Here is a 25,237-nt window from a genome sequence, read left to right as displayed (position 1 = left end):
GGGATCGGGATGGGGTGAGCGGAACGGTCAGCGGGTGCGGAGGTGCGACAGCCCGCCGTCGACCTCGAGGTCGACACCCGTCGTCGAACCAGACAGCGGACTCGCGAGGTAGAGGATCGCGGCGGCGACCTCGTCCGGAGCGATCAACCGACCGATCGCCTGCCGGTCGTTCAGGGCCGCGCGCTCGCCCTCCGGGTCGCTCGCCTTCGCGAGCAGCCGCCCGACCCACGGCGTATCGGCGGTCCCCGGACTGACCGAGTTCACCCGGATGCCGTCGGCGAGGTGATCCGTGGCCATCGCCCGCGTGAGCGCTGCGACGGCGCCCTTCGACGCCGAATAGAGCGCGCGCTGCGGCAGCCCGCTCGTCGCTGCGACAGAACAGGTGTTCACGATGGCGGCATGCGCCGACCTGCGCAGGTGCGGCAGGGCGGCGGAGGAGACGCGGGCGATGCCGGTCACATTGACGTTCAGCACCCGGGCCCACTCGTCGTCCGAGTAGTCCTCGACCGTGCCCTGCGCACCGATGCCGGCGTTGTTGATCACGATGTCGAGCCCGCCGAAGCGCTCGGCGGCGGCCGTGACCGCCCTGGTCACCGATGCCTCGTCGGAGATGTCTGCCTGGAATCCGACGAGGTCCTCGTCGAGGGCGTCGACCGAGAGATCGAGCACCGCGACGCGGGCGCCGCGCGCAAGGAACTGCCTGGCGGTCGCAAGACCGATGCCCGATGCGCCGCCCGTGACGATGACGGACAGCCCGTCGAAGTCGCCGCTCACGCCGCACCGACGCTCTGCTTGGACGTGCCGAGCCCGGTGATCCCGAGCTCGACGACATCGCCCGCCGCGAGGTAGGGGACGTCAGGGTCGCCCATCGAGACCCCGGCCGGTGTGCCGGTGTTGATGAGGTCGCCCGGGCGCAGCACCATGAACTGGCTCAGGTACCAGACGACGTGCGCGACGCTGAAGATCATGTCCGAGGTGCTGCCGGACTGGCGACGCACGCCGTTGACCGAGAGTTCGAGGGACAGCGCTTGCGGGTCGGGCACCGCTGCCGCCGGGACGAGCCACGGTCCGAGCGGATTGAACGTCTCACAGGACTTGCCCTTGTCCCACTGGCCCCCGCGCTCGAGCTGGAACTCCCGCTCGGAGACATCGTGCGAGACCGTGTATCCGGCGACGTGCGCGAGCGCGTCCTCCGGCGAGTCGAGGTACCTGGCCGTCGACCCGATCACGACTCCGAGCTCCACCTCCCAGTCGGTCTTCTGTGAGCGGCGGGGGATGAGGATCTCGTCGAACGGGCCGATGACCGTGGAGGGATCCTTCATAAACACCACCGGTTCCGCCGGGATCGCCGCACCCGTCTCCAGGGCGTGCTCCCGGTAGTTGAGGCCGATGCAGACGATCTTCCCCGGGCGGGCGACCGGCGCCCCGATGCGCAGGCTCGCGGCGTCGGGGAGTTCCGGAAGGGCGCCGGCCTCCTGCGCCGCGATGGCCGCCTCCTGGCCGCCGCGCTCGAAGAACGAGCCGTCCAGATCCGCGGTGATGGATCGCAGGTCGAAACTCCGCCCATCGACCTGGATCACCGGAACCTCGGAGCCGGACGTCCCGAGCCTGGCGAAGCGCACCCGGCCGGCCGTCTCCTGCTGAGCACCGCTCATCGTGGTGCGACCTCGCGCTGCGCGACCCAGTAGCTGCCGTCCGGGAACGCGTACTCCGCGACGGATGCGGTGTGGATCTCCGCGCTGTACCCCGGCCGGCCAGGCATCGTGTAGTGGCCGTTCTCGACGATGCACGGGTCCGTGAAGTGTTCGTGCAGGTGATCGACGAACTCCGTCACACGGTTCTCCAGCGTGCCGGAGACGGCGACGTAGTCGAAGATCGAGAGGTGCTGGACGAGCTCGCACAGGCCGACGCCGCCGGCGTGCGGGCACACCGGGATGCCGAACTTGTTGGCCATCAGGTACACGGACAGGATCTCGTTGACGCTGCCGAGTCGGGCGGAGTCCAGTTGGCAGTAGTCGATGGCCTCGGCCTGGAACAGCTGCTTGAACAGCACCCGGTTCATCCCGTGCTCACCGGTCGCGACGCCGATGGGGGAGACGGCCTTGCGCACGGCGGCGTGGCCGAGGATGTCGTCCGGGTTCGTCGGCTCCTCGATCCAGAGCGGCTTGAACTCGGCGAGGCGCTCCATCGAGCTGATCGCCACCGGCACGTCCCACACCTGGTTGGCGTCGATCATGAGGTTGGTGTCCCAGCCGATGACCTCGCGCGCGATCGCGAGACGGCGCACGTCGTCCTCGAGGTCGCCGCCGACCTTGAGCTTGACGTGCGTGTAGCCCTCGTCGAGCGCTTCCGTGAGCAGGCGACGGAGCTTCTCGTCGCTGTAGCCCAACCAGCCGGCGCTCGTCGTGTAGCAGGGGTAGCCGCCGATGCGCTCGAGGTCCGCGATGCGCTCGCCGCGGGTGGCGAACTTCTCCTGCAGCATCTCGATGGCCTGCTCGCGGGTGAGCACGTCGGACAGGTACGTGAGGTCGGCGACGTCGACGAGCTGCTCGGGGGTCATGTCGGTCAGGAGCTTCCACAGCGGCTTGCCCGCCTTGCGTGCCGCGAGGTCCCACATGGCGTTCATCACGGCGGCGAGAGCGAGGTGCACAACGCCCTTCTCCGGGCCGAGCCACCGCAGGTGCGTGTCCGACTGCATCTCCCGGTAGACGCCGCCGAGGTCCTGGACGAGCTCGTCGACGTCGCGACCGATGAAGGGCGTCGCGCGCTGCCGTGCTGCCTCGGCGACGAGGTCCGTTCCGCGGCCGATCGTGAAGGTGAAGCCGAATCCGGACAGTTCCGGGTCGTCGGTCTCCAGCGTCACGTAGGCGGCCGAGTAGTCGATGTCCTTGTTCATCGCGTCGGAGCCGTCCATCGTGATGGAGGTCGGGAAGCGGATGTCGTGCACGTGCACGGCCTTGATGAGTGTCACGAGTATCTCTCAATTCGGTTGGTCGGGGTGTCGGGGCGGAGTGCATCGATGGCGGTTCGTGCGGCCTCGCACGCCGACGCCGATACTGGTCCTGACGACACCACTATTGCCGCACGCGCGAGGGGCCGCCTTCAACCGTGAGTTCCGGATGTGCGGCATCCGGTGGACGAATCGGAGGTTTTAGCCATCATCCGTGTCGCATCTTGTGCCACCTTGTGTAGGTTGAGTTATTGACTTAACAAAGTCTGTGCCATAGTTTCAGCACAGAATTAAGTAAGGAAAGAGACGCTGATGTCCCCCACCCCTGCCCCGAGCATCCTGCTCCACGCCCGCGCCGCCGGAGTCTCCCTCCTCATCGAAGTCAGTGACGCACGCCTCCCCGTCGTCCACCACTGGGGCGGCGATCTGGGGACGCTGACCGAAGCCGATGCGCGCGACGTGATCCTCGCATCGGCACCGGTCCCGGCCAACAACAACCTCGACGTGACACTCCTGCCGAGCGTCCTGCCCGAGCAGTGGTCCGGTTGGCTCGGGCGCCCGGGGCTCCGCGGATCGCGCGGCGGACGCGACTTCTCCTCCGTCTTCGAAACCGAGGCCGTCACGCTCGATGGCACGGCGGCGGACGGATACGTCGAGGCCGAAGCAGCCTCCCTCACCGTCACCGCCCGCAGTGCCGCGACGAACCTCACGATCGAGATCACGGTCGAGCTCACCGCGCAGGGCATCGTCCGCCAGCGCGCCACACTCACCAACGACGGCGAGTCGTACCAGCTCGACGACCTCGTGCTCACGCTGCCGTTGCCGACGCTCGCAACGGACATCCTCGACTTCGCCGGGCACTGGGGGCTGGAACGCGTCCCACAGCGCACGAACCTCGCCGTCGGCACCCACCTGCGCGAGAACCGCAAGGGCCGTACCGGGGCCGATGCCGCCTACCTGCTGCACGCCGGCACCCCCGGCTTCGACTTCGCCGGCGGCGAGGTGTACGCCGTGCACACCGGGTTCTCCGGCAACCACACCCACTACGCGGAGCGACTGTGGACGGGCGCTGGCGTCCTCGGCGGCGGCGAACTGCTCGAGTCGGGCGAGGTCGTCCTCCAGACGGGCGAACAGTACGTCTCGCCGTGGATCTATTTCTCCAACGCGGAGGGCCTCGACGCCGTCGCACGCCGGTTCCACCGCTTCCTGCGTGCACGCCCGCAGCACCCGACGACCGTGCGACCCGTCACGATCAACACCTGGGAAGCGGTCTACTTCGACCACGATTTCGAGCGTCTCGCGGACCTCGCCCGCCGCGCGGCGGCACTCGGCATCGAACGCTACGTCCTCGACGACGGCTGGTTCGGCTCCCGTCGCGACGACCACTCCGGACTCGGCGACTGGGTCGTCTCCGCCGACGTCTGGCCCAACGGCCTCGCACCGCTCGTCGACCTCGTCAAGGGGCTCGGCATGCAGTTCGGCCTGTGGTTCGAACCCGAGATGGTCAACCCGGACTCCGACGTCGCCCGAGCGCACCCCGAGTGGATCATCGGCGCCTCCGCAGACCGGTGGCCGATCGCAGCCCGTCACCAGCAGGTCATCGACCTCGCCATCCCGGAAGCGTACGCGCACGTCCGCGACCAGATGCTCGCCGTCCTCGCCGAGGTCGAGATCGACTACATCAAGTGGGACCACAACCGCGACCTCGTCGAGGCAGGCAACCTCCTCACCGGTCGCCCGGTCGTCCACGAGCAGACGCTCGCCGCCTATCGCCTGATGGACGAGCTCAAGGCGGCGCACCCCGGCCTGGAGATCGAATCCTGCGCATCGGGCGGCGGCCGTGTCGACCTCGGGGTGCTGGAACGCACCGACCGCGTGTGGGTCTCCGACAACATCGACCCGCTCGACCGCCAGCTGATGAACCGGTGGACGACGCAGCTCATCCCTGCAGAACTCATGGGCACCCACGTCGCCTCCGGGATCTCTCACACGACCCATCGAGCCAACACGCTCGAATTCCGTGCAGCCTCTGCCCTCTTCGGCCACTTCGGCGTCGAATGGGACCTCGCGAAGGCGACGGAGCAGGAAATCACCGAACTGAGTGCCTGGATCCAGACGCACAAGGAACTGCGTGGGCTGCTGCACGGCGGCGACCTCGTCCGCATCGACCTCGCCGACCCGTCTTGGTACGTCCACGGAGTGGTGTCCGAAGATCAGGCGCACGCCGTTTTCTCGCTCGCGCTCCTCGCATCGCCCATCCACTCCAACGGCGGCGCCGTCCGCTTCGCAGGGCTCGACCCGAAGCGCCGCTACCGTGTCGCCCCGGTCTTCCCGTCCGGTGAGCCTGAGCACCTGACCCCCTGGGCCGGTGGTGTGGTGCTGACCGGCGCCGCACTCATCCGCTCCGGCCTCGAACTTCCAGCGCTGCCGCCATCGAGCGCCTGGATCGTCCGCTTCGACGAGGTCGTCGAAGCCACCAACTGAAGTTCCCCACGCACCGTCGCGGTCCCTCCGCGCCTACAGACAAGGACGTCGTCATGACAACCTCGCTCCCGGTCACGGCCGGTCGAAAGCGCCGCCGTCGGGATGATTCCGGAATGGCATTCTGGTTCATCCTGCCGGCGACCATCGGCCTGCTCGTGTTTATGATCTGGCCGACCCTCCGCGGCATCTATCTGAGCTTCACGAGCTTCAACCTGCTGACGCCGCCGGTCTTCACCGGCTTCGACAACTACATCCGCCTCGTGCAGGATCCGCAGTTCTGGAACTCCCTCTGGGTGACCGTCCAGTACGTCCTGGTCAACATCTCCGTGCAGATCATCGTGGCGCTCGTGATCGCCGTGCTGATGCAGCGGCTGACACGCTCGACGCTGCTGCGCGGCATCGTCCTCACGCCGTACCTCGTCTCCAACGTCGTCGTGGCGCTCGTGTTCCTCTGGATCCTCGACACCAACTACGGCATCTTCAACAAGATGCTCGCGTTCGTCGGCATCGAGAACATCTCCTTCTGGAGCGACGAGCGGTACGCGATCATCACCGTCGCCCTCGTCAACGTCTGGCGGCACGTCGGATACACGGCGTTGCTGCTGTTCGCCGGACTGCAGTCCATCCCGGGCACGATGTACGAGGCCTCCAAGATGGACGGCGCAGGCGAAGTCCGCACCTTCTTCGGCATCACCCTGCCGCTGCTGCGCCCGATCCTCGCGCTCGTGCTCATCATGACCGTCATCGGGTCCTTCCAAGTGTTCGACACGGTGTCCGTCGCCACACGTGGTGGGCCCGCGAACTCCACGAACGTCCTCCAGCTGTACATCTTCAACACGGCGTTCGGCGACTTCGACTTCGGCTACGCATCCGCACTCTCTGTCGCACTGCTCCTCCTGCTGATGATCGTCACGGTCATCCAGTACCGGATGACCCGTGCCGGCCAGACCGACCTGGACTGAGGCGAACCCATGACTGCAACACTGACGGAAACCCGTTCCATCACCACCCCTGGCGGGAAGCAGGACAAGCCGTCCAAGGCCGCCACCGGCCGCCGCGTCTCCATCGGGCGGATCTTCGCCTGGATCGTGATGATCTCCATCGTGGTCGTCACGCTCTTCCCCTTCATCTGGGTGATCCGCTCCGCACTCTCCACCAACGCCGCGCTGCTCGCGAACCCAGAGGCGATCCTCCCGCCGGAGTTCTCCGTCGACAGCTTCAAGCGCGTCTTCGGCCTGCAGACGGGCGCCGAGGCGATCGCGGCCGGCGGCTCCGGACAGTCGATCGACTTCTGGCGCTACCTGCTCAACTCGGTCGTCGTGGCCACGCTCGTGACCGTCGGGCAGATCTTCTTCTCCGCCCTCGCCGCCTACGCGTTCAGCCGGTTGCGCTGGAAGGGCCGCGACGTCGTGTTCGGCGTCTTCCTCGGAGCGCTGATGGTGCCTGGCATCTTCACGCTGCTGCCGAACTTCGTGCTCATCAAGCAACTCGGCCTCATCGACACGCTCCTCGGCATCGCGCTCCCCGGCATGCTCATGGCTCCGTTCGCGATCTTCTTCCTGCGCCAGTTCTTCAACAACATCCCGCGTGAACTGGAAGAAGCGGCGACGCTCGACGGTGCGAGCAAGATCCGCATCTTCTTCGGCCTCATCCTGCCGATGTCGTGGGCGCCGATCCTGACGCTCTCCGTGCTGACCTACATCGGCGCGTGGAACGACTACTTCTGGCCGCTCATGATCTCCTACACGGACCAGTCGCGCGTGCTCACCGTCGGTCTCGGCATCTTCAACGCCCAGACCCCGCAGACCGGTCCGGACTGGTCCGGCCTGATGGCCGCAGCCCTGGTCGCCGCCCTGCCGATGATGATCCTGTTCATGAGCTTCGCGAAGCGCATCGTGAACTCCATCGGCTTCAACGGAATGAAGTGACGTTATGAGAACTCGCACGAAGATCATCGGCGCCGTCGCGGCGCTCGGCCTGGCCACCGGCCTCGTCTCCTGCAGCAGCGGCGACCCGTCGTCGACCGGCAGCGACACCATCTCCTACTGGTTGTGGGACTCCGCCCAGCAGCCCGGCTACCAGCAGTGCGCCGACGCGTTCCAGCAGGAGAACCCGGGCCTGAAGGTCCGCATCACGCAGTACGGGTGGAGCGACTACTGGGCGAAGATCACCGCCGGCTTCATCGCCGGCACCGGCCCGGACGTCTTCACCGACCACCTGTCGAAGTTCGCGGACTTCGTGGACCTCGGCGTCCTCGAACCGTTGAACGACCTCGATGCGACCGCGAGCATCGATCCGGACCAGTACCAGGACGGCCTCTCCGAACTGTGGGTCGGTCAGGACGGCAAGCAGTACGGTTCACCGAAGGACTGGGACACCGTCGCGTTCTTCGCGAACAAGCAGATGCTGGCCGACGCCGGCATCTCCTTGCAGGACCTCAACACGGCGACGTGGAACCCGGAGGACGGCGGCACGTTCGAGAAGATCATCGCTCACCTGTCGATCGACAAGAACGGCGTCAGAGGCGATGAGCCGGGCTTCGACCCGAAGCACGTCGCCGTGTACGGCATGTCGCAGAGCGGCGGCGGCGGCAACCTGGGCCAGACCCAGTGGTCGTCCTTCGCGTTCTCGACGGGCTGGGAGTACGCGAACAAGAACCCGTGGGGCACGAAGACGAACTTCGACGACCCACGCTTCATCAAGACGGTCGAGTGGTACCAGGGCCTCATCGCCAAGGGCTTCACGCCGGATCAGGCGACGACCGCGAACGGCAACTTCGGTGCGAACCAGCAGTTCGCCTCGAAGCGTTCCGCGCTGTCGCAGGACGGTTCGTGGATGATCTCCACCTACACCGACTTCAAGGACATCGACGTGGCCATCGCGCCGACGCCCATCGGTCCGTCCGGTGAACGCGCATCGATGTTCAACGGTCTTGCCGACTCCATCAACGCGCAGTCGCCGCGCAAGGAGCAGGCCGCGAAGTGGGTGGCGTTTATGAGTGGACGCACCTGCCAGGACCTCATCGCGAAGGCCGGTGTGGTGTTCCCGGCTCAGAAGGCGTCGACGGAGCTGTCCGTGCAGGCGCGTCTGGCGAAGGGCGTCGACGTGAGCGGCTTCACCGTCCAGGTCACGGACAAGACGACGCACCTCGCGCCCGTCACGAAGCGTCCGAACCGTGTCGGACTCGCGATGGCGCCGGTGATGGAGGCGATCATGATCGGCAAGGTGAAGCCCGCGCCGGCGCTCACCGAGCTGAACGAGAAGGTCAACAGCATCCTCACCCGAGGCTACTGATGCGCTGAGCTCCTGAGCTCTCGGCCCGAATCCCGGCCCTGACCGCCTTCCGCGCGGTCACGGCCGGGATTCGTCGTTGCCGGAAGCGCTCGACACATGGAAGTCGATGGTCTGATCCGATCCCATCTGCGACTCGATCTCGAAACCGGCGGCGGACACACACGCCGAGAAGCGGAGGAACGCGTCGTAGTACTCGTTCGAGGTGACGACACCGTCGACGAGAGCCTTCCGCTGAGCCGCGGAGGCTTCGTTGTGGATGACCTGCTCAGCGCTATTGAGGTCTGCGCTTTCGGTGCACCCCGTGAGCGCCAGCGCGAGCGCGATGCCGAAGCCCAGTCGAGAGATCATCGCCGAAATGTAGCACAAGACAACGCTCCCGTGCATGATGGTCAGGGATGTATCGTGTCATGCTCATGTGGGGATGCAGAGCATCCGCGAGGGGAGGGGAAACGTGCTTGAGAGACGGACTGTACGACATGTTGCCGTAGGTCGGGGGACTCTGGCGATGCGATGAGGTGCGCTGGCGGCCGTTGCACTTGTGGCGCTGACGGGGTGCTCGCGCGGGTATGAGCTCCGCGAGTCGTTCTGCTTGGACTACGAAGCGGCCTGGCAGGCCTTCATCGATGTCCGCGACGGCGGAGCCGCGACGCCGCAGTCGGTGCTCGACGCGAGCGAAGCACTCCACAAGCGCTGGGAGACGCTCGCGGACAGCGGCGATGCGCCAGACGACGTGACCGAGATGGTCCGTCGCGCGGCGAGCAGCTTCACCTCCGCGTGGATCTCCAGCACGTCGAGTGAACGGAACGCGTACGAGGAGTCGTGGACCAACGGACGCGACTACATCGCCCTGCGGTGCTCGGACATCGGCCTCGACCTGCATTTCGATGGCGACGACGTCCCCGTCGAGATCCCGAGGCTGACGCACGAGTAGCGCCCGAGCTCGTCGAGGGGAGGCGGACTGTCGTTCCGGACTCCGGTGGACGACAATTCGCCTCCCCTCGCGGATCAGGTGTTGGAGGCGTAGCGGCTGGGGATGTGGGGGCGGCCGAGTCGTTCTCGGAAGAGGGGGGAAGGCGCCGGGGTCGCCCCGGTGGGCCGGGCGCCGAGGGCAGCGAGGAGCGTGGGGATGTCGCCTTGCAGGGGCTCGGTGATGATGACCTCGACTCCGTGGAAGCCCTGCGTGAGCCTTGACTGCACCTCGGCCACGATGGCGTCGACCGACGAGGCGGCCACTCGCGCGAGCACCGTGGCGCCGGATGCGAGGAGGGACGTGAGCGCGTCGGGACCCGCTCCGACGACAGCGTCGACTCCAGCAGCTGACGCGGCGACCGCCGGAGCCGCGGAGTCCCCGGCGGAGAACTGCACGATCACGATGTCCGCCCGAGCGACGAGAAGCGGCGACGACAGACCGTGGGCGCCGGGCTCGGTGCGGACGGCGACGAGCGGGTTGCCCTGCGGCGGCCGCGGCGTCACGAGCGGACCCTTGACCTGGAAGTACTGCCCGCGATGGTGGATGTGGTGGATCCTGCTCGCGTCGACGTACCGGCTGGTGGCTGCATCGCGGATCGCCGCATCGTCCTCCCAGCTGTCCCAGAGCTCGCGCAGCACCTCGGCGTACTCCGCCGCCTGCGCATCGAGCTGATCGGCGGACAACGCCGCCGCGTTCGGGAGGTACCGGTCGGCCTCGTCGGTGCGGCGGGGGTCGAGGACGACACCGCCGCGCCCGTTGGACGCGTGGTCGAGCGTCGCGGAGGCCTTTGCGCCGAAGAACGGCTCCGTGTAGTGGGTCGAGGTCGCAGGGAACAGGCCGATGCGCCCGGTGCGCCGTGCGACGAAGGCGGCCGCCTCGGTCGCAGCGAGCCTGGGCCGTCCATCTGCCGCACCCGTCAGGGGATCGTCGAGCGTGACGAGATCGGCGCCTGCCACATCCGCGGACTGAGCAGCGCTGATCAGCTGCTCGACGCCGTCGGCGGTGTCGAGCGCGAGGGCGCTGAGATCAAGAGCGATGACGACGGACGGTGAGGACTGTGAGGCGGTCATCGTGCGCTCCCTGCTCCGCCCGCGGCGGCGTCAGCAGTGCCAACACCGCCAGCGCCAACCGCGCCAACCCCCCAGTGCGCATCAGCGATCGCACGCAGTCGGTCTGCGACCTCGTCACCAGCCAACTGGCCGAGGATCCCGGCCTCGAAGAGCGCGCGCGGGTCCGCCCCGGCCTCGATCGCGAGCCGGTGCTCCACCCCGAGGTCGGTGCCGAACATCGCCGGGTCGTCGGTGTTGATCGTGAGCGGGATGCCTGAGGCGATGAGCTCAGGCAGCGGGTGGTCCTTCCAATCCGCGATGACGCGGGTGCGGAGGTTCGAGGTGGGGCAGACGTCGAGCACGATGTCGCGGTCGATGATCTCGTCGACGAGCGTCGCGTCCTCGATCGCCCTGATGCCGTGGCGGACCCGGTGCGCGTGCAAGACGTCGATGACGTCGCGGACGGATTCCGGACCGGCGTCCTCCCCGGCGTGGGGGACGCTCGCGAGGCCGTGGTCGCGCGCGAACCGGAAGACGTCGGCGAACTTGCTGGCCGGGTCGGCCCGCTCGCGTCCGCCGAGCCCGAGGCCGACGATGCCGCGGTCACGGAACTTCACGGCGTCTGCCACGATCCGCTCGCTGATCTCGATGGGTCGGCGACGATCGAGGTCCGGCGTCAACCGCACCTCGACTCCGGTCTCCTCCCTGGCCGCCTGGATGCCGTCGGTGAAGCCTTCGAAGAGCGCCTGCCCGTCGATGCCGCGGACGTAGTACTGGCCGGGGGAGAAGATGCCCTCGAAGTAGGAGACGCCGAACGACGCCGCCTCCTTCGCGTACTCCACGACCACGCGGCGGAAGTCGTCCGCGTCGAACAGGACGTCCGTGGTGACGTTCCAGACGTCGACGAAGTGGTTGAAGTCGCTGAAGACGTAGAAGTCCTCGAGCTCCTGCAGGGTGTCGACGGGGAGCGTCACCTTGTTCTTCGCCGCCAGCGCGAACAGCGTCTGGGGCCGGATCGCGCCCTCCAGGTGGACGTGGAGTTCGATCTTGGGGTACGTCATGTGCAACTCCGTTGCGTGGTTCGGGGCATGTGGTTCAGTGGTCGTGCGCAGGGCTGGTACGCGGGGCTCGTCGTCAGGGCCGGCTGTCAGGGCGAAGGGACGCTTCCGGTGTTGTGGTGCAGGATCTGTTCCACGAACTGCCGCGTCCGCTCCTGCTCCGGCGCATCGAGGATCTGCGTCGGCGGCCCCTGTTCGATGATCTCACCGCGGTCGAGGAAGACGATCCGATCCGCGATGTTCCGGGCGAACGCCATCTCGTGCGTCGCGAGGACGAGGGTGTACCCGAGGTCGCGGAGTTCGCGGATGAGTGCGAGGACTTCGCCGACCGTCTCCGGGTCGAGCGCCGACGTCACCTCGTCGAGCAGGATGACCTGCGGCTCGGTCGCGAGCGAACGGATGATCGCGACGCGCTGCTGCTGACCGCCGGAGAGCCGGTCCGGGTACTCGTCGGCCTTGTCGGCGAGGCCGAACCTCGCCAGGAGGGCACGGGCGTTGTCCTCCGCGATGCGCTGCGACTGCTTGAGCACACGCCTCGGAGCGAGGGTGATGTTCTGCAGCACGGTGAGGTGCGGGAACAGGTTGAACTGCTGGAAGACGAGCCCGACCTGCTGCCTGACGGTGTTCTGGTCGGCCTTCGGGTCGGTGATCCGCTGTTCGCCCAGCCAGATGTCGCCGGCGATGGGCGCCTCGAGGAGGTTGAGGGTGCGCAGGAGCGTCGACTTGCCGCATCCGCTCGGCCCGATGAGGGCGACGACCTCGTGCGGCTGGATGTCGAGGTTGATGTTGCGCAGCACCGTGTGGGCGCCGTACGCGCTGTACACGCCACGGATGGTGATGGCGGGGGAGAGGGAACCGTCCCGGGCGCCGCCGTCCCGTTCGTCGGTGATGGTCATACTGCGCCTCCGATGCTGCGTCTGATCGCACTGCGGCGCAGCAGGTAGTCGGTGAAGCGGGTGAGCGGGATGGTGATGGCGAGGAAGAGGAGCGCCGCCACGAGGTAGGAGGTGAAGTTGAACGTCGTCGCCGAGTACGCCTGCGCCGCTCTCGACGCCTCCATGGGGCCGATGACGGAGATGAGCGCCGTCTCCTTCTGCAGGGCGATGAACCCGCTGAGCAGCGGCGGCACGACCCGTCGGACCGCCTGGGGGAGGACCACGAACCGCATGGTCTGCCAGTGACCGAGGCCGAGCGCCCTGGCCGCCGAGCGCTGGCTCGGGTGCACGGACTCGATGCCTGCCCGGTAGTTCTCGGCCGCGTAGGCGGAGGACGTGAGGACGCACGCGACGGCACCCCAGAACAGCGGCGAGGTGCTGAGCCCCTCGATCCGCAGCGCTGGCATGCCCATGCCGAGCATGAGGATCACGAGGATCGCCGGCAGCCCGCGGAACAGGTCGATGTAGGCGATCGCGAACACCCGCAACGGGAAGAACACGGGCGAGGACAGGTTGCGCATAAGTGCGAGGACCAGTCCGACGACGAGCACGATGGGCTCGATTAGGAGGAACAGGACGACGTTCAGCAGGAAGCCGTCCCAGACCTTCGGGAAGGAGAGGATGAAGTGCTCCGGGCTGAGGAACGCCGCCTGGAACGCGGCCCACCCGGTCGAGTTGATCGCGATGAGCGACACGATCGTGATCACGAGGACCGTGCTCACGATGGCGACGGTCGAGGAGCCGACGATGTCCTTCCGCCGCCACCACCTGCGCGGCTTCAGGAGCGTCCGGAGTTCCTCGTCGGCGAGCGGGGCCGCCGGGAGGATCGCTGCTGGGCGTGCCGCATCGGTCCGTACCGGCTTCCGGGAGGCGTCGAGGCGGGTCATGCGCCTGCTCCGGCCGAGCCGTGTGCCGTGCGCCCCTGCACGGTCTGGGTCAGGTGGTCGCGCAGGCTGTTGCCGGTGTACTCCGTGCGGAACACGCCGAGCTCCTGCAGCTCCGGCACTACGGCGTCGACGAAGTCGTCGAGCCCGGAGGGGACGACCGACGGATTCACCACGAAGCCGTCCGCGGCGCCCGCCTGGACCCACTCATTGATCTGCAGGGCGACGCTGCGACCGGTGCCGACGAAGTCGCGGCGGGCGCGGACCGTGCTCAGCAGCTGGCGCACCGAGAGGTGTTCCGTCTCGGCGAGGTGACGCCACCCGGCGACGAGCGTCCTGGCATCGCGTTCCCCGCCGACCATGCCGCGCGTGTACGCGTAGGCGTGGTCCCAGTCCGGGTCGAACGAGGGGAGCGGGCCGTCGACGTCGAAGTCGGACAGGTCGCCTCCCCACACCTCTTCGAGCAGGAACGCGGCGACTTTTGGCGTCATCTCGAGGTCGCGCCACTCGCGCTGCCGCTCCTGGGCCTCGGCCTCCGTGTCGCCGAGGACGAACGCGGTGCTCGGCAGGATGAGCGCTTCCGGGTTGCCGTAGGAGCGCGAGCGGCCGCGGATGTCGTCGGCGAACTCCCTCGACAACTCGATGCTGCGGCGGCCGGCGAAGACCGCATCGGCGTAGCGCCCTGCGAGGTCCCGGCCGGCCTCGGAGCCGCCGGCCTGCACGATCACGGGCCGCTCGTCCGGGACGGCGAACGGTGCGGAACCGATTGTGCGCGCCGGGTCCCAGTAGGAGAGGACGTCCTGCACGAACCGCTCGGCGTCCGTGTACCTGTCCTCGTGCCGTCCGAGTCGTCCTGGACGGAAGTTCGTCGTCGCACCCTGCCCGAAGGAGGTGTGCGACGTGACGACGTTCCACCCCGCCCGGCCGTTCGACACCCGCTGGAGGGCGGCGAACTGCCTGGCGACGTGGAACGCGTCCGCGAAGGTGGTGCCGATGGTCGCGACCAGACCGATCCTGCTCGTCTCGGCGGCGAGCGCTGCGAGGAGGGTCAGCGAGTCCGGCTTGTCCAGGATCGCGTGTTCGATGACGCGGTCCCGGTGCTCCTGCAGCCAGTTCGCCTCGGCGAGGAACACGAAGTCGAACAGGCCGCGTTCGGCGCTCCGAGCGAACTGCTCGAAGGCGCCGAACTCGATCTGACTCCCGGCCTGCGGGTGGCCCCACAGGGTGTGGTGGTGATCGTTCGGGTAGAACGCTCCGAGATGGACCGTCCTCACCCCGTCTGGTCGGATGTCGGTCACGTTACTGCGTGTACTCGCGCACGCCCTCTGGGAGGGGCAGCCATTCCTTGACGAGCTTGTCGAGCGTTCCGTCGTCCTGCAGCTCCTTGATGGCCGCGTTCACGTACGGGACGAGCGGGCTGTCGAGGTTGAAGATGAGACCGAAGCCGTGGCTCACGCCGTTGTCCTTGAGGAGGCCGGAGATCTCGAAGTCGGGGAACTGGTTCAGCACGACGTTCTGCGCGATCTGCAGGTCGGCGACGATGGCGTCGACCTGACCGTTCTCGAGGGCCTGGGTGCTGAGCGCGACGGTGTCGTAGCTGAGGACGTCGGTCGGCTTGATCGTGCCGGTGATGTAGCTGTCCTGCGTGGTGCCGGCGACCGTGCCGAAGCGGAACTTCGCGAGGTCCTTGACGCTCTTCGCCTTCGAGGCGTCGGAGCCCTTCTTGGTGATCACGACGCTGCGCGAGACGTAGTACGGGTCGCTGAACGACACCGCCTTCGCACGCTCGTCGGTGATGGAGACCTCCTGGACGTAGAAGTCGAAGTCCTTCGGGCCGGGTGCGTAGGACGCGTTGAACGCCGTGTAGCCCCAGGCGACCTGGTCCTTCTTGAATCCGAGCTTGTCGGCGATCGCGTAGGTGAGTGCGCTCTCGAAGCCCTTGCCGTTGCTCGGCTCGTTGTCGATGAACCACGGAGACCAGACGGGCTCGTCCACGTTGACGCTCAGCGTGTCCTTCTTCAGGAGGTCGAGCTTCGAGATGTCGCCGATCGTGACGGCATCGGAGGCGGTGGTCGCCTTGGGGGCTGCCGGGGCAGCTGCGGTGGAGCAACCGCTCAGGGTCACGAGGACGGCTGCGGCTGCAGCCACCGTCGTGACGAGCAGGCGTGTTCGGGAGAAGGGAGCGCTGCGAACCATGAGGTGTGGTTCCTTTCCAGGTGCAGATCGAGGGGATGTGAGCGTCGGGGAGACTCACGAGAGGTTCCGCGTCAGGCGGATTCGCTGTCGGGCGGAGGGACCGCCGCAGAAGATTCAGACAAGCAGAGAACCGGGACCCTCCGCCCGACTGTTACGTTTCGCGTCGTTCCGATCGCGCGTTCACAGCGGTTTCGGAGGCGGTGGTGGTCATGCGGGCGATCCTGATTGCGTGCCGAGTCGTTTTATGACGAACGGTTTCGCATCACCTGTGGGTTGCTGCGAGCCTGGGAGGGAAAGATTGTTGAGGTGCGATGAGCGCTGTCCCGCTGTCCGTTCTGGACCTGGTCCTGATTTCGAGCGGCACGGACGCCGCCTCCTCCCTGCAGTCGAGCATCGAGCTCGCCCGCGAGGCCGATGCGCTCGGCTACCGACGGTTCTGGACCGCCGAGCACCACCTGTTCCCCGGTGGCGCCGGTGCGGCCGGATACCTGCTCGGGCCGATCATCGCGCGCGAGACGAAGCAGATCCGGGTGGGGACCGCCGTCCTCGTCATCGACAATTACTCACCGCTGCAGGTCGCGGAGATCGCCGGGACCATCGCGGCACTCGGTGGACGAGGTTTCGACCTCGGCATCGGACGGGGTGGCCCGACGGTAGAGCAGCGTGCCGGCGCCCGGGAGACGACGCGACGGCTCCTCGCCGGCGAGCTGGCGCCTGGGCCCGTCGGCCCGAACCGTGAGGAGCAGGGCGTTGTGCTGCCAGCTCCGACGCGGAGCGTGTTCAACGACCACCGTGCCGGCCTGAACGACCGGCTGCTGTCCCGCACGCCCGGCGCGCCGGCGGATTTCGACGAGCAGGTCCGCGACGTGCTCGCGTTCCTCGACGGCTCCTATCCGTCAGGCGACGGGTCGCCCGTGTACGCCGTGCCTGCGCACGGAGCGGACGTCGACCTGTGGGTCCACGGCAGCTCGCCCGGGATCAGCGCGACCGTCGCCGGCAGCCGCGGTCAACGGTTCGGAGCGAATTACCACAACATCCCGTACAGCCTGCTGGCCACGGTCGCCGCGTACCGCGAGGCATTCGTGCCGTCAGCGCAGCTGCAGGCGCCCTACGTCGTGGTGTCCGTCGACGTGCTCGTCGCCGAGACCGATGCGGAAGCCGAGCGCCGCGCAGCACCCTTCGGACACTGGCTCCTGCAGTCCCGCCGCGACTACGCGGCCGGACCGTACCCGAGCCCGGAGGAGGCGCTCGCCGCACCGCTCACCGACGAGGAGCGTGCGATCGTGTCCGACCGGGTTGCGTCGCGCATCGTCGGATCCCCGCAGACCGTCGCGGCCCGGCTGCGTGCGATCGTCGATGCGACGGGCGCCGATGAACTCGTCGTCACGACGTCGGCGCACTCGCTCGCGGACCGCATCGAGTCGTATCGGTTGCTCGCCGAGGTCTGGGGCGGCGCAGAGGGCTGAGCCGCGACGTCGGTGCGGTTGGCGCTGTGACGGCGTGACGCCCTGACGCCCTGACGCTCAGAAGTTCAGAAGCTGGCGATGCCGTTGCCGATGACGAGGACGCCGAACACGATGAGCAGCATCGCCATGACCGTGTTGTGGTTGGCGAGCAGTAGCCCGGTCCGGAAGCTGCGTCCGTGCATCGCCTGGGAGCAGGAGAACCGCGCGACAGAAGGCCTCCGCCGCGCGATCCGTCCTTCTCCCAGGCGGTTCTCCCTCCCTCGTGCAGCGGCCGGCTCGCGGGGTCAGGCGTGCAGCGTCAGGCGCGCGTTGCTCGGACGATGATGTCACGCATCGGGGCGGCGGCATCGTGGTGATGCTCTGCGTCAGCGCCGGGCGTGACGCGCGCGGTCCGGATGCGGGACTCGGCGACCTCCACACGCAGGCCCTCGCCGTCGATCGCGCCCAGCACATCCTCGATACCGAACATGAGCGCCTCGAGGTGGCCGCGATGCGACTCGTCGTCGGATTCTGACACGTCGTGCCCCACGATGAGCAGCGTCCCGCCCGGCGCGACCGCCGCCGCGAGCGACCGGAAGAGCGTCGTCCGAGCAGGCTCCGCGAGGTGCATGAAGTGCGAGGAGACCAGGTCGTAGGAGCGTGCAGCCGGCTGCCACTCGGTGAGGTCGTGCTGCTCCCACCGGATGCGGGCTGCGGCGACGTCGTCGACGGCTTCACAGCGCGCGCGGGCCTTCGCGAGCGCATTCGAGGAGATGTCGACCCCGGTGACGAGCCATTTCCGCTTCGCGAGCCAGAGCGCATCGCCGCCCTCGCCGCTGCCGATGTCGAGCGCCCGTCCAGGGGTCAGGGGCGTCGCCTCGGTGACGAGCACCGCGTTCGGGTCGCCGCTCCAGGTGAGCCCAGGCGCGCCGTAGCGCTGCTCCCAGTAGTCGCGGTCGAAGGTGGGCTCGGGGTCGTGGGTCTGGTCGTGCGGCATGGTGGAACCTCCTTGTCCGATGGTGCCGTGTGCGTCGCCCGGCACCAAGCGCCGTTGCTGAAACGGCAAGTCGGCCCAGTGCGGAGGCCTCGTCCGATGCGCGGCCGCATCCGCGTTAGGGTGCCGGTATGGCAGATTCACGCGCGCAGATCGTGTTCGGCATCATCGGCTCCGGGTGGCGGACGGAGTTCTTCCTCCGCATCGCGGCGGCATTGCCCGAGCGGTTCTCGGTCAGCGGCGTGGTCTCCCGACGCGCTGAGGCGAGGGCCGACCTCACCGCCAGGTTCGGGGTGCGCACGTTCGCGACGCTCGACGAGCTGATCGCCGGGCACACGCCGTCGTTCGTGGTGGTGTCCGTCCCACGAGAGGCCGCTCCCGGTGTCATCCGCGATGTCGTCTCCCGCGGTCTCCCGGTGCTGACGGAGACGCCGCCGGCGGACGATGTCCGGACGCTCGGCTCGCTCAGCCGGCTCGTCGACGACGGTGCGATCATCCAGGTCGCGGAGCAGTACCACCTGCAGCCGATGCTGCGCACGCAGATCGACATCGCCGGCTCCGGCGTCCTCGGCGACGTCAGCCAGGCGCAGGTCTCGGTTGCACACGACTACCACGGCATCAACCTGATCCGCCGATTCCTCGGCATCGGCTTCGAGGACGCCACGATCACGGCCGCTTCGTTCTCCTCACCCATCGTGCTCGGACCCGGGCGGGACGGGCTGGGGCCCAAGGAGCAGGTCATCCGGTCCGAGCAGGTCATCGCGCGGCTCGACTTCGGCGACCGCCTCGGCGTCTACGACTTCACCGAGGAGCAGTACCGGTCCTGGATCAGGGCACCGCGGGTGCTCGTGCGCGGGACGCGTGGCGAGATCGTCGGCGGGCGCGTGGACTACCTGGAGGACTTCCGCACACCGGTCGGGTACGACATCGAGCGGGTGAGCACCGGGCAGGGGTCGAACCTGGAGGGCTACTTCCTCCGCGGGCTGCGCGCAGGCGGGCGCTGGGTCTACCAGAACGAGTTCGCGCCGGCACGGCTCGCCGACGACGAGATCGCCATCGCATCCTGCCTCGTCGGGATGCAGAAGCACGTCGAGGGCGGACCTGCGTTCTCGAGCCTCGCCGACGCGGCACAGGACCAGTACCTGCAGCTGATGGTCCGGCGCGCGGTGGAGACGGGGGAGCCGGTCCGGACGACGCGTCAGGCCTGGGCCGGCTGAGGCGTCGCCGCGCCTGGCTGCGCCGGTGCCACCGCGATCGCCCGGTAGAGCCGGTCGAGCGCGCGGGTGAACACCTCGATGTACGCGATGTCGTCCGGCATCGTCACCGCCTGATCCCGGATGCCCTCGTTCAGCGCGAGCAGTTCCAGGACGAGCTGCCGCGGCTCGGTGTCCGGCAGGACCTCGCCCGAGTCGATGCCGGCCGTGACGATCGGCGTGAGCGCTTCGAGCGATGTCGCGAGCACATCCCGGAGATGCCCTGAGGCCGGATTGCCGTCGAGGAGCGCCTCACCGCTCAAGACCGCGCGGAAGCGGAGGAACGCCGGATCCGCCGCGGCGGCGGCTGCACCGGCGATGATCCGGTCGAACAGGTCGCGGACGCTCGTGGCCTCCAGGAGGTGTTGGGCGGTGTACGCGGACTCGCGGCGTTCGATCACGGCCGTGAAGAGCCCCGACTTCGTCCCGAAGTGGTGCAGCACGCCTGCATCGCTGACCCCGGCGTCGGCGGCGATCCGCGCGATGGAGGTGCGCGTGTAGCCGTAGGTGGCGAAGTGGCGGACGGCCACGGCGATGATGCGCTCCTGGCGGTCCTCCCCGCGCGGCTGCCGCTTGACCGGTCGTGCCGTCATCGGTCGGCTCCGATCCTCGACGCGGGTTGTGGTGCGGCCGCTGTGACGGGCGTTCCGCCGCCCGCCGCCCAGGTGCGTCCGTCGCCGAATCGGAAGACGGGATCCTCGGTGTCGAACGGGACGTCCTCGCGGGAGCGCGCGACGGCGTCGGTCGATCTCGGCAGGTCGAACGGTAGTCGGCCGGTCACCGCGGACCTGCCGAACACGGCGTCGAGCAGCACCTCGTCGTCGACGCCGAACGTGCCGAGCAGCGCGTGCGCGGCATCGGCGATCTCCGGCAGGGCGACCGGGCGTTCGAGGAACACGTCGACGACCGTCGGCACCATCGCGCACAGCTGCTGCAGCCGGACGATCTCCGCCTCCGGGAATTCGAGCGTGCCGCCGTGGAACGCCTGTTCGAGGAGCCCCTCCCGTCGGGTGAACGGTGCGGCGAGGCGGACGATCGCGAGATCGGCCTCTGCGGGAGACGGCGCGATGCTCGCGTACCCGGCGAGCACTGCGGCATCGACGCCCCCCGCCCACACGCGCATGTCGCGGGTGCCCGGGGCGCGCTCGCCGGTCAGCGCGACGACGGAGGCCCGCTGGGCGCGCAGTGCGACATCGACGTGTTCGCGGTCGAGGCCGATCACGGCGGCACGCGCCGGGTCGACCTCGGCGTCGTCGAGGAGTCCGAGCAGCTCGCGGTCGTGCAGGACGCGGATCACGGACTCGGTGAGTCGTTCCTCCGTGACGAGCCCGGCCTCAACCGCGTCGACGATGAGCCCAGGGTCGTCCTCTCCGCCCAGCTGGTCGACGCCGGCGGCGAAGAGCAGCCCGACGCGTTCGACGGGTGTTGTGAGTTCGAGGCCCCAGGCGCGGACGGGCAGCTCGATGCCGAGGCGCGGCAGCGTCATCCCGGTCACGACGTTGAAATCGGTCATGACGACACCGTCGAAGCCCAGGCGATCGCGCAGCAGATCGGTGATGATCGAGCGTGCGAAGGCGAACCCGACCGCGTCGTGCCCGGTGCCGAGCGGCGCCGCATAGCCCGGCATGACCCGGAGCGCTCCGGCTGCGAGGGCAGCGGTGAACGGCGCGAGGTGCGTTTCGAACCGCCCGCCAGGGTAGACCGTGTGCGCGCCCTCCGCGAAGTGCGAGTCCTCCCCGCCTCGCTGCGGGCCGCCGCCCGGGAAGTGCTTGACCGTCGCCGCGACGCTGTGGGATCCGACCGTCCCGCCCTGCAGCCCGCGCACCCAGGCCGCAGCGGTCGCACCGGCGTGATCGGGGTCTTCACCGAAGGTGCCGGCGATGCGCGCCCACCTGGCGTCGGTCGCGAGATCGGCCATGGGGTGCACGGCGACGCTGATGCCGCAGGCGCGCAGCTCCCTGGCCATCACGCGCGCCGACTCCTCGACGAGGTCGGGGTCGAAGGCCGCCGCGAAGCCGACGGGTTCTGGGAACCGGCTGAACCCCGACCCGGTGAGGTTCGTCTGCACGTTGAAGCTGCGGCCGTGACGCGGATCTGATGCGACCTGGACCGGGAGGGCGAGGCGCGTCCGGCGGCCGAGCGCCTGCACCGCGTTGTGCCAGGTGGCGACGGCTTCGGCCGGTGGCGCGTTCATCAGGAGGACGGAGCTGATCCCGCGTTCGACGAGCAGTTCCGTGGCGGGGACGAATCCGAACGGGGACTCGGCCGAGGTGCCCTCCCAGGGCGAGCCGTCATCGTTCGCGACGGTGCGGGCGCAGCACAGCGCTGCCGCCTTCTCCGACAGGGTCATCGAGTTCGCGATGGTCGTGACGCGGGGGCTTGGCATGGTTCTCCTCGGAGCGGACGTGTCGGCCGGAACTGCCGACAGTGCCAGCGTACGGAGCGTGAACAGCCCCATCGGATGAATTTACCTAGTGGTCACTAGGTATTTTCCGTGGCGTCGTTTTGAGGTGCTCCACTGTGCCAGTCAGACCCCCGTCTCACACCCAGAGCGCCCATCGCGCACCCCGGAAGGATCATCATGACCGCTCAGAGCGCACGTCCCCCCGTGCCGACGAGACGCATCCTCGCGTTCTCGCTGCTCGAACTCGTCACCCTCGGCTCCCTCGCCACACCGCTCGTCGTCGCCCTCTCGCTCCGGGTCCTCGACCTCGTCCCCGAGGCGGGCAAGGAGTCGGCGCTCGCCGTCGTGACGGCCGTCGGCGCCGTCGCCGCGCTCATCTCAAATCCCGTGTTCGGCCACCTCTCCGACCGGACCACCAGCCGATTCGGCCGTCGCCGCCCGTGGATCGTCGTCGGCACGCTCATCGGCCTCGGCGGGTCGATCCTCGCGGCAGCAGCCCCGACGCTGCCGGTCCTCGTGATCGCCTGGGCCATCGCGCAGATCGGCTACAACGCGACGACCGCGTCGCTCAGCGGCCTGCTCGCCGACCAGATCCCGGACGAGCAGCGCGCGAAGGCCTCCGGACTGTTCGGCGCGTTCGGGTTCCTCGGGCTCGTCCCGGCGCTCGCCCTCGCAACGCTCTTCGCCGGCAACCTGACCCTCCTGATGCTCACGATGCCGGTCATCGCCGTTGTGGTGACGTTCATCGTCTGCGCCTCGATCCCGGACGCCCCGATCTCCCGCGCGGACAGTGCGCCGATCCGGCTGCGGCAGGTGGCGGCGTCCATGGTGGTCAACCCGTTCGCACATCCGCTCTTCAGTCTCGCCTGGCTGCAGCGGTTCGCGATGCAGTTCGGGTACACGATCGTCGGCACCTTCGGCCTGTTCTACCTCATGCTCCGGCTCGGGATGACGGCGCAGCACGCGGCACCGCTCGTGACGCTCTCGACACTCGTCGGCGCGGCGCTCAACTTCATCGCGGCGTTCGGCGGCGGCTACCTCGCGGCCAGGAAGGGCAACTTCATGCCCTTCCTCGTCGGTTCGGCCGTCCTGCTCGCCGTGAGCCTGCTGATGAAGGCGTTCACGGACAGCCTGCTGATCTTCTGGATCAGCACGGCGCTCGGTGGATTCGCCCTGGGCTGCTACTACGCCGTCGACCTCGCGATCGCCCTCCGCACCATCCCGGAACGGGACGCTGGACGATACCTGGGCGTGTTCAACATCGCGAAGACGCTGCCGCAGTCCCTCGCGCCCGTCGCCGCCCCGTTCGTCATCATGATCGGCGGCACGGACCCCATCGCCGGCGGTGAGAAGAACTATGCGGCGCTGTACGTCGTGGCCGCGGTGCTCGTCCTCGCGTCGCTCGCGACCGTTCCGTGGTTGCGTCCCGTGCTGAAGCGTTCTGCCCCATCCGCCGCTGCCGAGGGTTCCCGGCCTGCGCGGGCCAACCAGGACGTGTCGGCATGAGCGCGGCAGGCATCGGCATCGGCATCGGCATCGGCATCGGCCTCGCCGGAACCGCCAACTTCCGCGACATCGGCGGACTGCCGACGAGTGACGGCGGGTCCACGAGGAGCGGTGTGCTGTACCGCTCTGACGCGTTGCACCGGCTCGATGACGCCGGGCGGGCTTCGCTCGCAGCCCTCGGTGTGGCAACGGTCGTCGACCTCCGCAGCGATGCTGAAGCGCTCGCGATGCCGAACGCGATCGACGAGACGCTCCTGGTCGTCAGGCACGACCTCGCAGCCGGCGCGGTCGGGACGTCGATCGCCTCCCTGCCGACGCTCGACGAGCTGTACCGCACCATCCTCAGGGACGCCGGGCCGGCCCTCGCCGACATCGCGAACGTCGTCGCGGATCCGCACGTCGCAGGCGCGGCGATCGTCATCCACTGCACGGCGGGCAAGGACCGGACCGGGGTCGCGACGGCCGTCCTGCTCGATGCCGTCGGCGTCGACCGGGCCGCCATCGTCGCCGACTACGCGCGGAGTGCCGACAACCTCGCCGGTGCCTGGGCGGATCAGATGCTCGCGGGGATCCGCGCCTCCGGGGTCGAGCCGACACCCGACATCGTGACCCTCGTGACCGCGAGCCCCGCGGAGACGATGGCTCGGACCCTCCTGCATCTCGACGAGCACTACGGCGGTGCGGCGGCATACCTGCGTGCGCACGGGGTGACCGAGGATCAGTTGGGCCTGCTCGCCGAGCGTCTCGTCGAGCGACCCGTCAGCGTTTGAGGTCGCTGGCTGAGGTCCCGGTCTGATGTCACCGTCTGACGTCCCGGTCTGAGGTGGCGGCCGATCAGTCGGCGGTCTCCGGGTGGCTGCCGTCAGGCATCGGCTGCCACCCGGAACCCGAGGTGACTCATCCCGGTGTCGATCATCTGCGCGCGTCGTGCAGCCGGCCGGTAACGCTGGCAGTAGCTGTCCGCGCAGAGGAACGAGCCGCCCTTGACGACCTTCCGCGGAACGGCGAACGCCTCGGACGGATCGATGCTGCCCTCCCTGGTCCCGCCGGACGGGATCGCGGGGGCGCAGCACTCGTGGACCGCTTCATGGCCGCTGTACCAGTCGGACGTCCACTCCCAGACGTTCCCGGCCATGTCGGACAGGCCGTAGCCGTTGGCCGGGAACGATCCGACCGGCGTCGTCGTGCCGTAGCCGGGCAGCGCACGCCACGGGAAGTCGCCGTGCCAGTAGTTGGCGAGGGCGGTGCCCGGCGACTCGGGCGCATCGCCCCACGTGAACGGCGCGCCATCGATCCCGCCGCGCGCCGCGTACTCCCACTCCGCCTCGGTCGGCAGGCGCGCGCCGGCCCACGCCGCGTACGTCTCGGCGTCCTCGGCGGCGATGTGCACGACCGGATGCTCCGCGAGGGCGCCGACCGAGGAGCCTGGGCCGAACGGCCGACGCCAGTTCGCGCCGGGCGTCCACGCCCACCACTGGCTGAGATGCCGCAGGTCGACAGGCCCAGGGGTCCCCGTGAAGACCAGGGAGCCGGGCAGGAGGTTCTCCGCGGGAGCTCCGGGGAAGTCGGCCGGGTCGAGTGGGCGCTCGGCGACGGTCCGGTACCCCGTCGCCCGCACGAACGCGGCGAACTCCCGGTTGGTGACCGTCGTGCGACTGATCCGGAACCCGGCCACGAGCACCCGGTGGGCCGGCGCCTCCTCCTCGTTGTGCACATCGGAGCCCATCGTGAAGCCCCCGCCGTCGATCTGGACGAGATCGAGGTCGGCGCGCGGGCGTGGTGAACCCGCCGGAGAGGCGACCGTGTCCACCACAC

At 68.6% G+C, this 25,237-nt stretch carries 23 protein-coding genes; 9 read left to right on the top strand and 14 right to left on the bottom strand.

Annotation, left to right across the window (positions count from 1 at the left end; all coding sequences use genetic code 11):
• Positions 1 to 27: 27 nt before the first annotated feature.
• From ACL9RL_RS10030 to ACL9RL_RS10020, 3 genes are read right to left on the bottom strand one after another with little or no spacing between them, the layout of a single operon-like run.
• Complete coding sequence (locus ACL9RL_RS10030) at positions 28 to 774, bottom strand: SDR family NAD(P)-dependent oxidoreductase (RefSeq protein WP_422780100.1); 747 nt, start codon at positions 772 to 774, stop codon at positions 28 to 30.
• On the bottom strand, positions 771 to 1,622 hold the full coding sequence (locus tag ACL9RL_RS10025; protein WP_422780143.1) for a fumarylacetoacetate hydrolase family protein: 852 nt from the start codon (positions 1,620 to 1,622) through the stop codon (positions 771 to 773). Before ACL9RL_RS10025 ends, ACL9RL_RS10030 begins: the two co-directional genes overlap by 4 nt.
• A gap of 29 nt (positions 1,623 to 1,651) precedes the next feature.
• Complete coding sequence (locus tag ACL9RL_RS10020; RefSeq protein ID WP_422780099.1) at positions 1,652 to 2,971, bottom strand: enolase C-terminal domain-like protein; 1,320 nt, start codon at positions 2,969 to 2,971, stop codon at positions 1,652 to 1,654.
• A gap of 291 nt (positions 2,972 to 3,262) precedes the next feature.
• On the opposite strand from ACL9RL_RS10020, the gene ACL9RL_RS10015 reads away from it, so the two are divergent.
• From ACL9RL_RS10015 to ACL9RL_RS10000, 4 genes are all read left to right on the top strand, one after another.
• Positions 3,263 to 5,434 carry an alpha-galactosidase gene (locus ACL9RL_RS10015; protein WP_422780098.1) on the top strand — a complete coding sequence of 724 codons (2,172 nt, stop codon included), beginning with the start codon at positions 3,263 to 3,265 and terminating at the stop codon, positions 5,432 to 5,434.
• A 113-nt stretch (positions 5,435 to 5,547) separates the two neighbouring features.
• Entirely contained in the window at positions 5,548 to 6,396 is an 849-nt protein-coding gene (locus tag ACL9RL_RS10010; protein WP_422780097.1) for a carbohydrate ABC transporter permease, read from the top strand.
• A 9-nt stretch (positions 6,397 to 6,405) separates the two neighbouring features.
• Positions 6,406 to 7,362 (top strand): carbohydrate ABC transporter permease, encoded by a 957-nt coding sequence (locus ACL9RL_RS10005; RefSeq protein WP_422780096.1) that lies wholly within the window; start codon positions 6,406 to 6,408, stop codon positions 7,360 to 7,362.
• A 4-nt stretch (positions 7,363 to 7,366) separates the two neighbouring features.
• Complete coding sequence (locus ACL9RL_RS10000; RefSeq protein ID WP_422780095.1) at positions 7,367 to 8,728, top strand: ABC transporter substrate-binding protein; 1,362 nt, start codon at positions 7,367 to 7,369, stop codon at positions 8,726 to 8,728.
• Between the two features lie 57 nt (positions 8,729 to 8,785).
• On the opposite strand, the gene ACL9RL_RS09995 is transcribed toward ACL9RL_RS10000, so the two are convergent.
• The gene (locus tag ACL9RL_RS09995) at positions 8,786 to 9,076 is read right to left on the bottom strand and encodes a hypothetical protein (RefSeq protein WP_422780094.1); all 291 of its coding nucleotides are present in this window, start codon (positions 9,074 to 9,076) and stop codon (positions 8,786 to 8,788) included.
• A 241-nt stretch (positions 9,077 to 9,317) separates the two neighbouring features.
• Here ACL9RL_RS09995 and ACL9RL_RS09990 point away from each other — a divergent pair, with 241 nt between their 5' ends.
• Positions 9,318 to 9,659, top strand: a complete 342-nt coding sequence (locus ACL9RL_RS09990; protein ID WP_422780093.1) for a hypothetical protein — start codon at positions 9,318 to 9,320, stop codon at positions 9,657 to 9,659.
• 74 nt (positions 9,660 to 9,733) lie between these two features.
• Here the strand turns inward: ACL9RL_RS09990 and ACL9RL_RS09985 are convergent, their stop codons facing one another.
• The 6 genes from ACL9RL_RS09985 to ACL9RL_RS09960 all read right to left on the bottom strand — a co-directional run bounded on the left by ACL9RL_RS09985 (position 9,734) and on the right by ACL9RL_RS09960 (position 15,820).
• A complete protein-coding gene (locus ACL9RL_RS09985; RefSeq protein ID WP_422780092.1) occupies positions 9,734 to 10,768 on the bottom strand; it encodes an LLM class flavin-dependent oxidoreductase in 1,035 nt (344 codons plus the stop codon).
• Entirely contained in the window at positions 10,765 to 11,808 is a 1,044-nt protein-coding gene (gene add / locus ACL9RL_RS09980; protein ID WP_422780091.1) for an adenosine deaminase, read from the bottom strand. The genes ACL9RL_RS09985 and add overlap by 4 nt, the downstream gene beginning before the upstream one ends.
• A gap of 86 nt (positions 11,809 to 11,894) precedes the next feature.
• On the bottom strand, positions 11,895 to 12,701 hold the full coding sequence (locus ACL9RL_RS09975; RefSeq protein ID WP_422780090.1) for an amino acid ABC transporter ATP-binding protein: 807 nt from the start codon (positions 12,699 to 12,701) through the stop codon (positions 11,895 to 11,897).
• On the bottom strand, positions 12,698 to 13,627 hold the full coding sequence (locus ACL9RL_RS09970) for an amino acid ABC transporter permease (RefSeq protein WP_422780089.1): 930 nt from the start codon (positions 13,625 to 13,627) through the stop codon (positions 12,698 to 12,700). The genes ACL9RL_RS09975 and ACL9RL_RS09970 overlap by 4 nt, the downstream gene beginning before the upstream one ends.
• Positions 13,624 to 14,922 (bottom strand): LLM class flavin-dependent oxidoreductase, encoded by a 1,299-nt coding sequence (locus ACL9RL_RS09965; RefSeq protein ID WP_422780088.1) that lies wholly within the window; start codon positions 14,920 to 14,922, stop codon positions 13,624 to 13,626. The genes ACL9RL_RS09970 and ACL9RL_RS09965 overlap by 4 nt, the downstream gene beginning before the upstream one ends.
• A gap of 1 nt (position 14,923) precedes the next feature.
• Positions 14,924 to 15,820 (bottom strand): ABC transporter substrate-binding protein, encoded by an 897-nt coding sequence (locus tag ACL9RL_RS09960; RefSeq protein WP_422780087.1) that lies wholly within the window; start codon positions 15,818 to 15,820, stop codon positions 14,924 to 14,926.
• Positions 15,821 to 16,131: 311 nt separating this feature from the next.
• On the opposite strand from ACL9RL_RS09960, the gene ACL9RL_RS09955 reads away from it, so the two are divergent.
• Complete coding sequence (locus ACL9RL_RS09955) at positions 16,132 to 17,286, top strand: LLM class flavin-dependent oxidoreductase (protein WP_422780086.1); 1,155 nt, start codon at positions 16,132 to 16,134, stop codon at positions 17,284 to 17,286.
• Positions 17,287 to 17,584: 298 nt separating this feature from the next.
• Here the strand turns inward: ACL9RL_RS09955 and ACL9RL_RS09950 are convergent, their stop codons facing one another.
• Positions 17,585 to 18,262 (bottom strand): class I SAM-dependent methyltransferase, encoded by a 678-nt coding sequence (locus ACL9RL_RS09950; RefSeq protein ID WP_422780085.1) that lies wholly within the window; start codon positions 18,260 to 18,262, stop codon positions 17,585 to 17,587.
• Between the two features lie 128 nt (positions 18,263 to 18,390).
• Between ACL9RL_RS09950 and ACL9RL_RS09945 the strand changes: the two genes are divergently transcribed.
• Positions 18,391 to 19,476 carry a Gfo/Idh/MocA family protein gene (locus ACL9RL_RS09945; RefSeq protein WP_422780084.1) on the top strand — a complete coding sequence of 362 codons (1,086 nt, stop codon included), beginning with the start codon at positions 18,391 to 18,393 and terminating at the stop codon, positions 19,474 to 19,476.
• Here ACL9RL_RS09945 and ACL9RL_RS09940 read toward each other — a convergent pair.
• Together ACL9RL_RS09940 and ACL9RL_RS09935 are read right to left on the bottom strand one after the other, a co-directional pair.
• Positions 19,458 to 20,105, bottom strand: a complete 648-nt coding sequence (locus tag ACL9RL_RS09940; protein WP_422780083.1) for a TetR/AcrR family transcriptional regulator — start codon at positions 20,103 to 20,105, stop codon at positions 19,458 to 19,460. The two genes, ACL9RL_RS09945 and ACL9RL_RS09940, sit on opposite strands and share 19 nt — an antisense overlap.
• Positions 20,102 to 21,898, bottom strand: coding sequence for a glycoside hydrolase family 3 protein (locus ACL9RL_RS09935; protein ID WP_422780082.1), 1,797 nt, complete (start codon positions 21,896 to 21,898; stop codon positions 20,102 to 20,104). The genes ACL9RL_RS09940 and ACL9RL_RS09935 overlap by 4 nt, the downstream gene beginning before the upstream one ends.
• Positions 21,899 to 22,093: 195 nt before the next feature.
• Here ACL9RL_RS09935 and ACL9RL_RS09930 point away from each other — a divergent pair, with 195 nt between their 5' ends.
• Both ACL9RL_RS09930 and ACL9RL_RS09925 read left to right on the top strand, forming a co-directional pair.
• Positions 22,094 to 23,422: an MFS transporter gene (locus ACL9RL_RS09930; protein ID WP_422780081.1), complete on the top strand. Its 1,329-nt coding sequence runs from the start codon at positions 22,094 to 22,096 to the stop codon at positions 23,420 to 23,422.
• Positions 23,419 to 24,192 carry a tyrosine-protein phosphatase gene (locus ACL9RL_RS09925; RefSeq protein ID WP_422780080.1) on the top strand — a complete coding sequence of 258 codons (774 nt, stop codon included), beginning with the start codon at positions 23,419 to 23,421 and terminating at the stop codon, positions 24,190 to 24,192. Before ACL9RL_RS09930 ends, ACL9RL_RS09925 begins: the two co-directional genes overlap by 4 nt.
• Before the next feature lie 92 nt (positions 24,193 to 24,284).
• Here the strand turns inward: ACL9RL_RS09925 and ACL9RL_RS09920 are convergent, their stop codons facing one another.
• The gene (locus tag ACL9RL_RS09920) at positions 24,285 to 25,232 is read right to left on the bottom strand and encodes a formylglycine-generating enzyme family protein (RefSeq protein WP_422780079.1); all 948 of its coding nucleotides are present in this window, start codon (positions 25,230 to 25,232) and stop codon (positions 24,285 to 24,287) included.
• Between the last annotated feature and the right edge of the window lie 5 nt (positions 25,233 to 25,237).

It is taken from the genome of Plantibacter sp. Mn2098 (genome assembly GCF_049319745.1).
GTDB lineage: Bacteria > Actinomycetota > Actinomycetes > Actinomycetales > Microbacteriaceae > Plantibacter.
The sequence above is the reverse complement of the archived record's forward strand: the minus strand, read 5'-3'. Positions and strand labels throughout refer to the sequence as shown.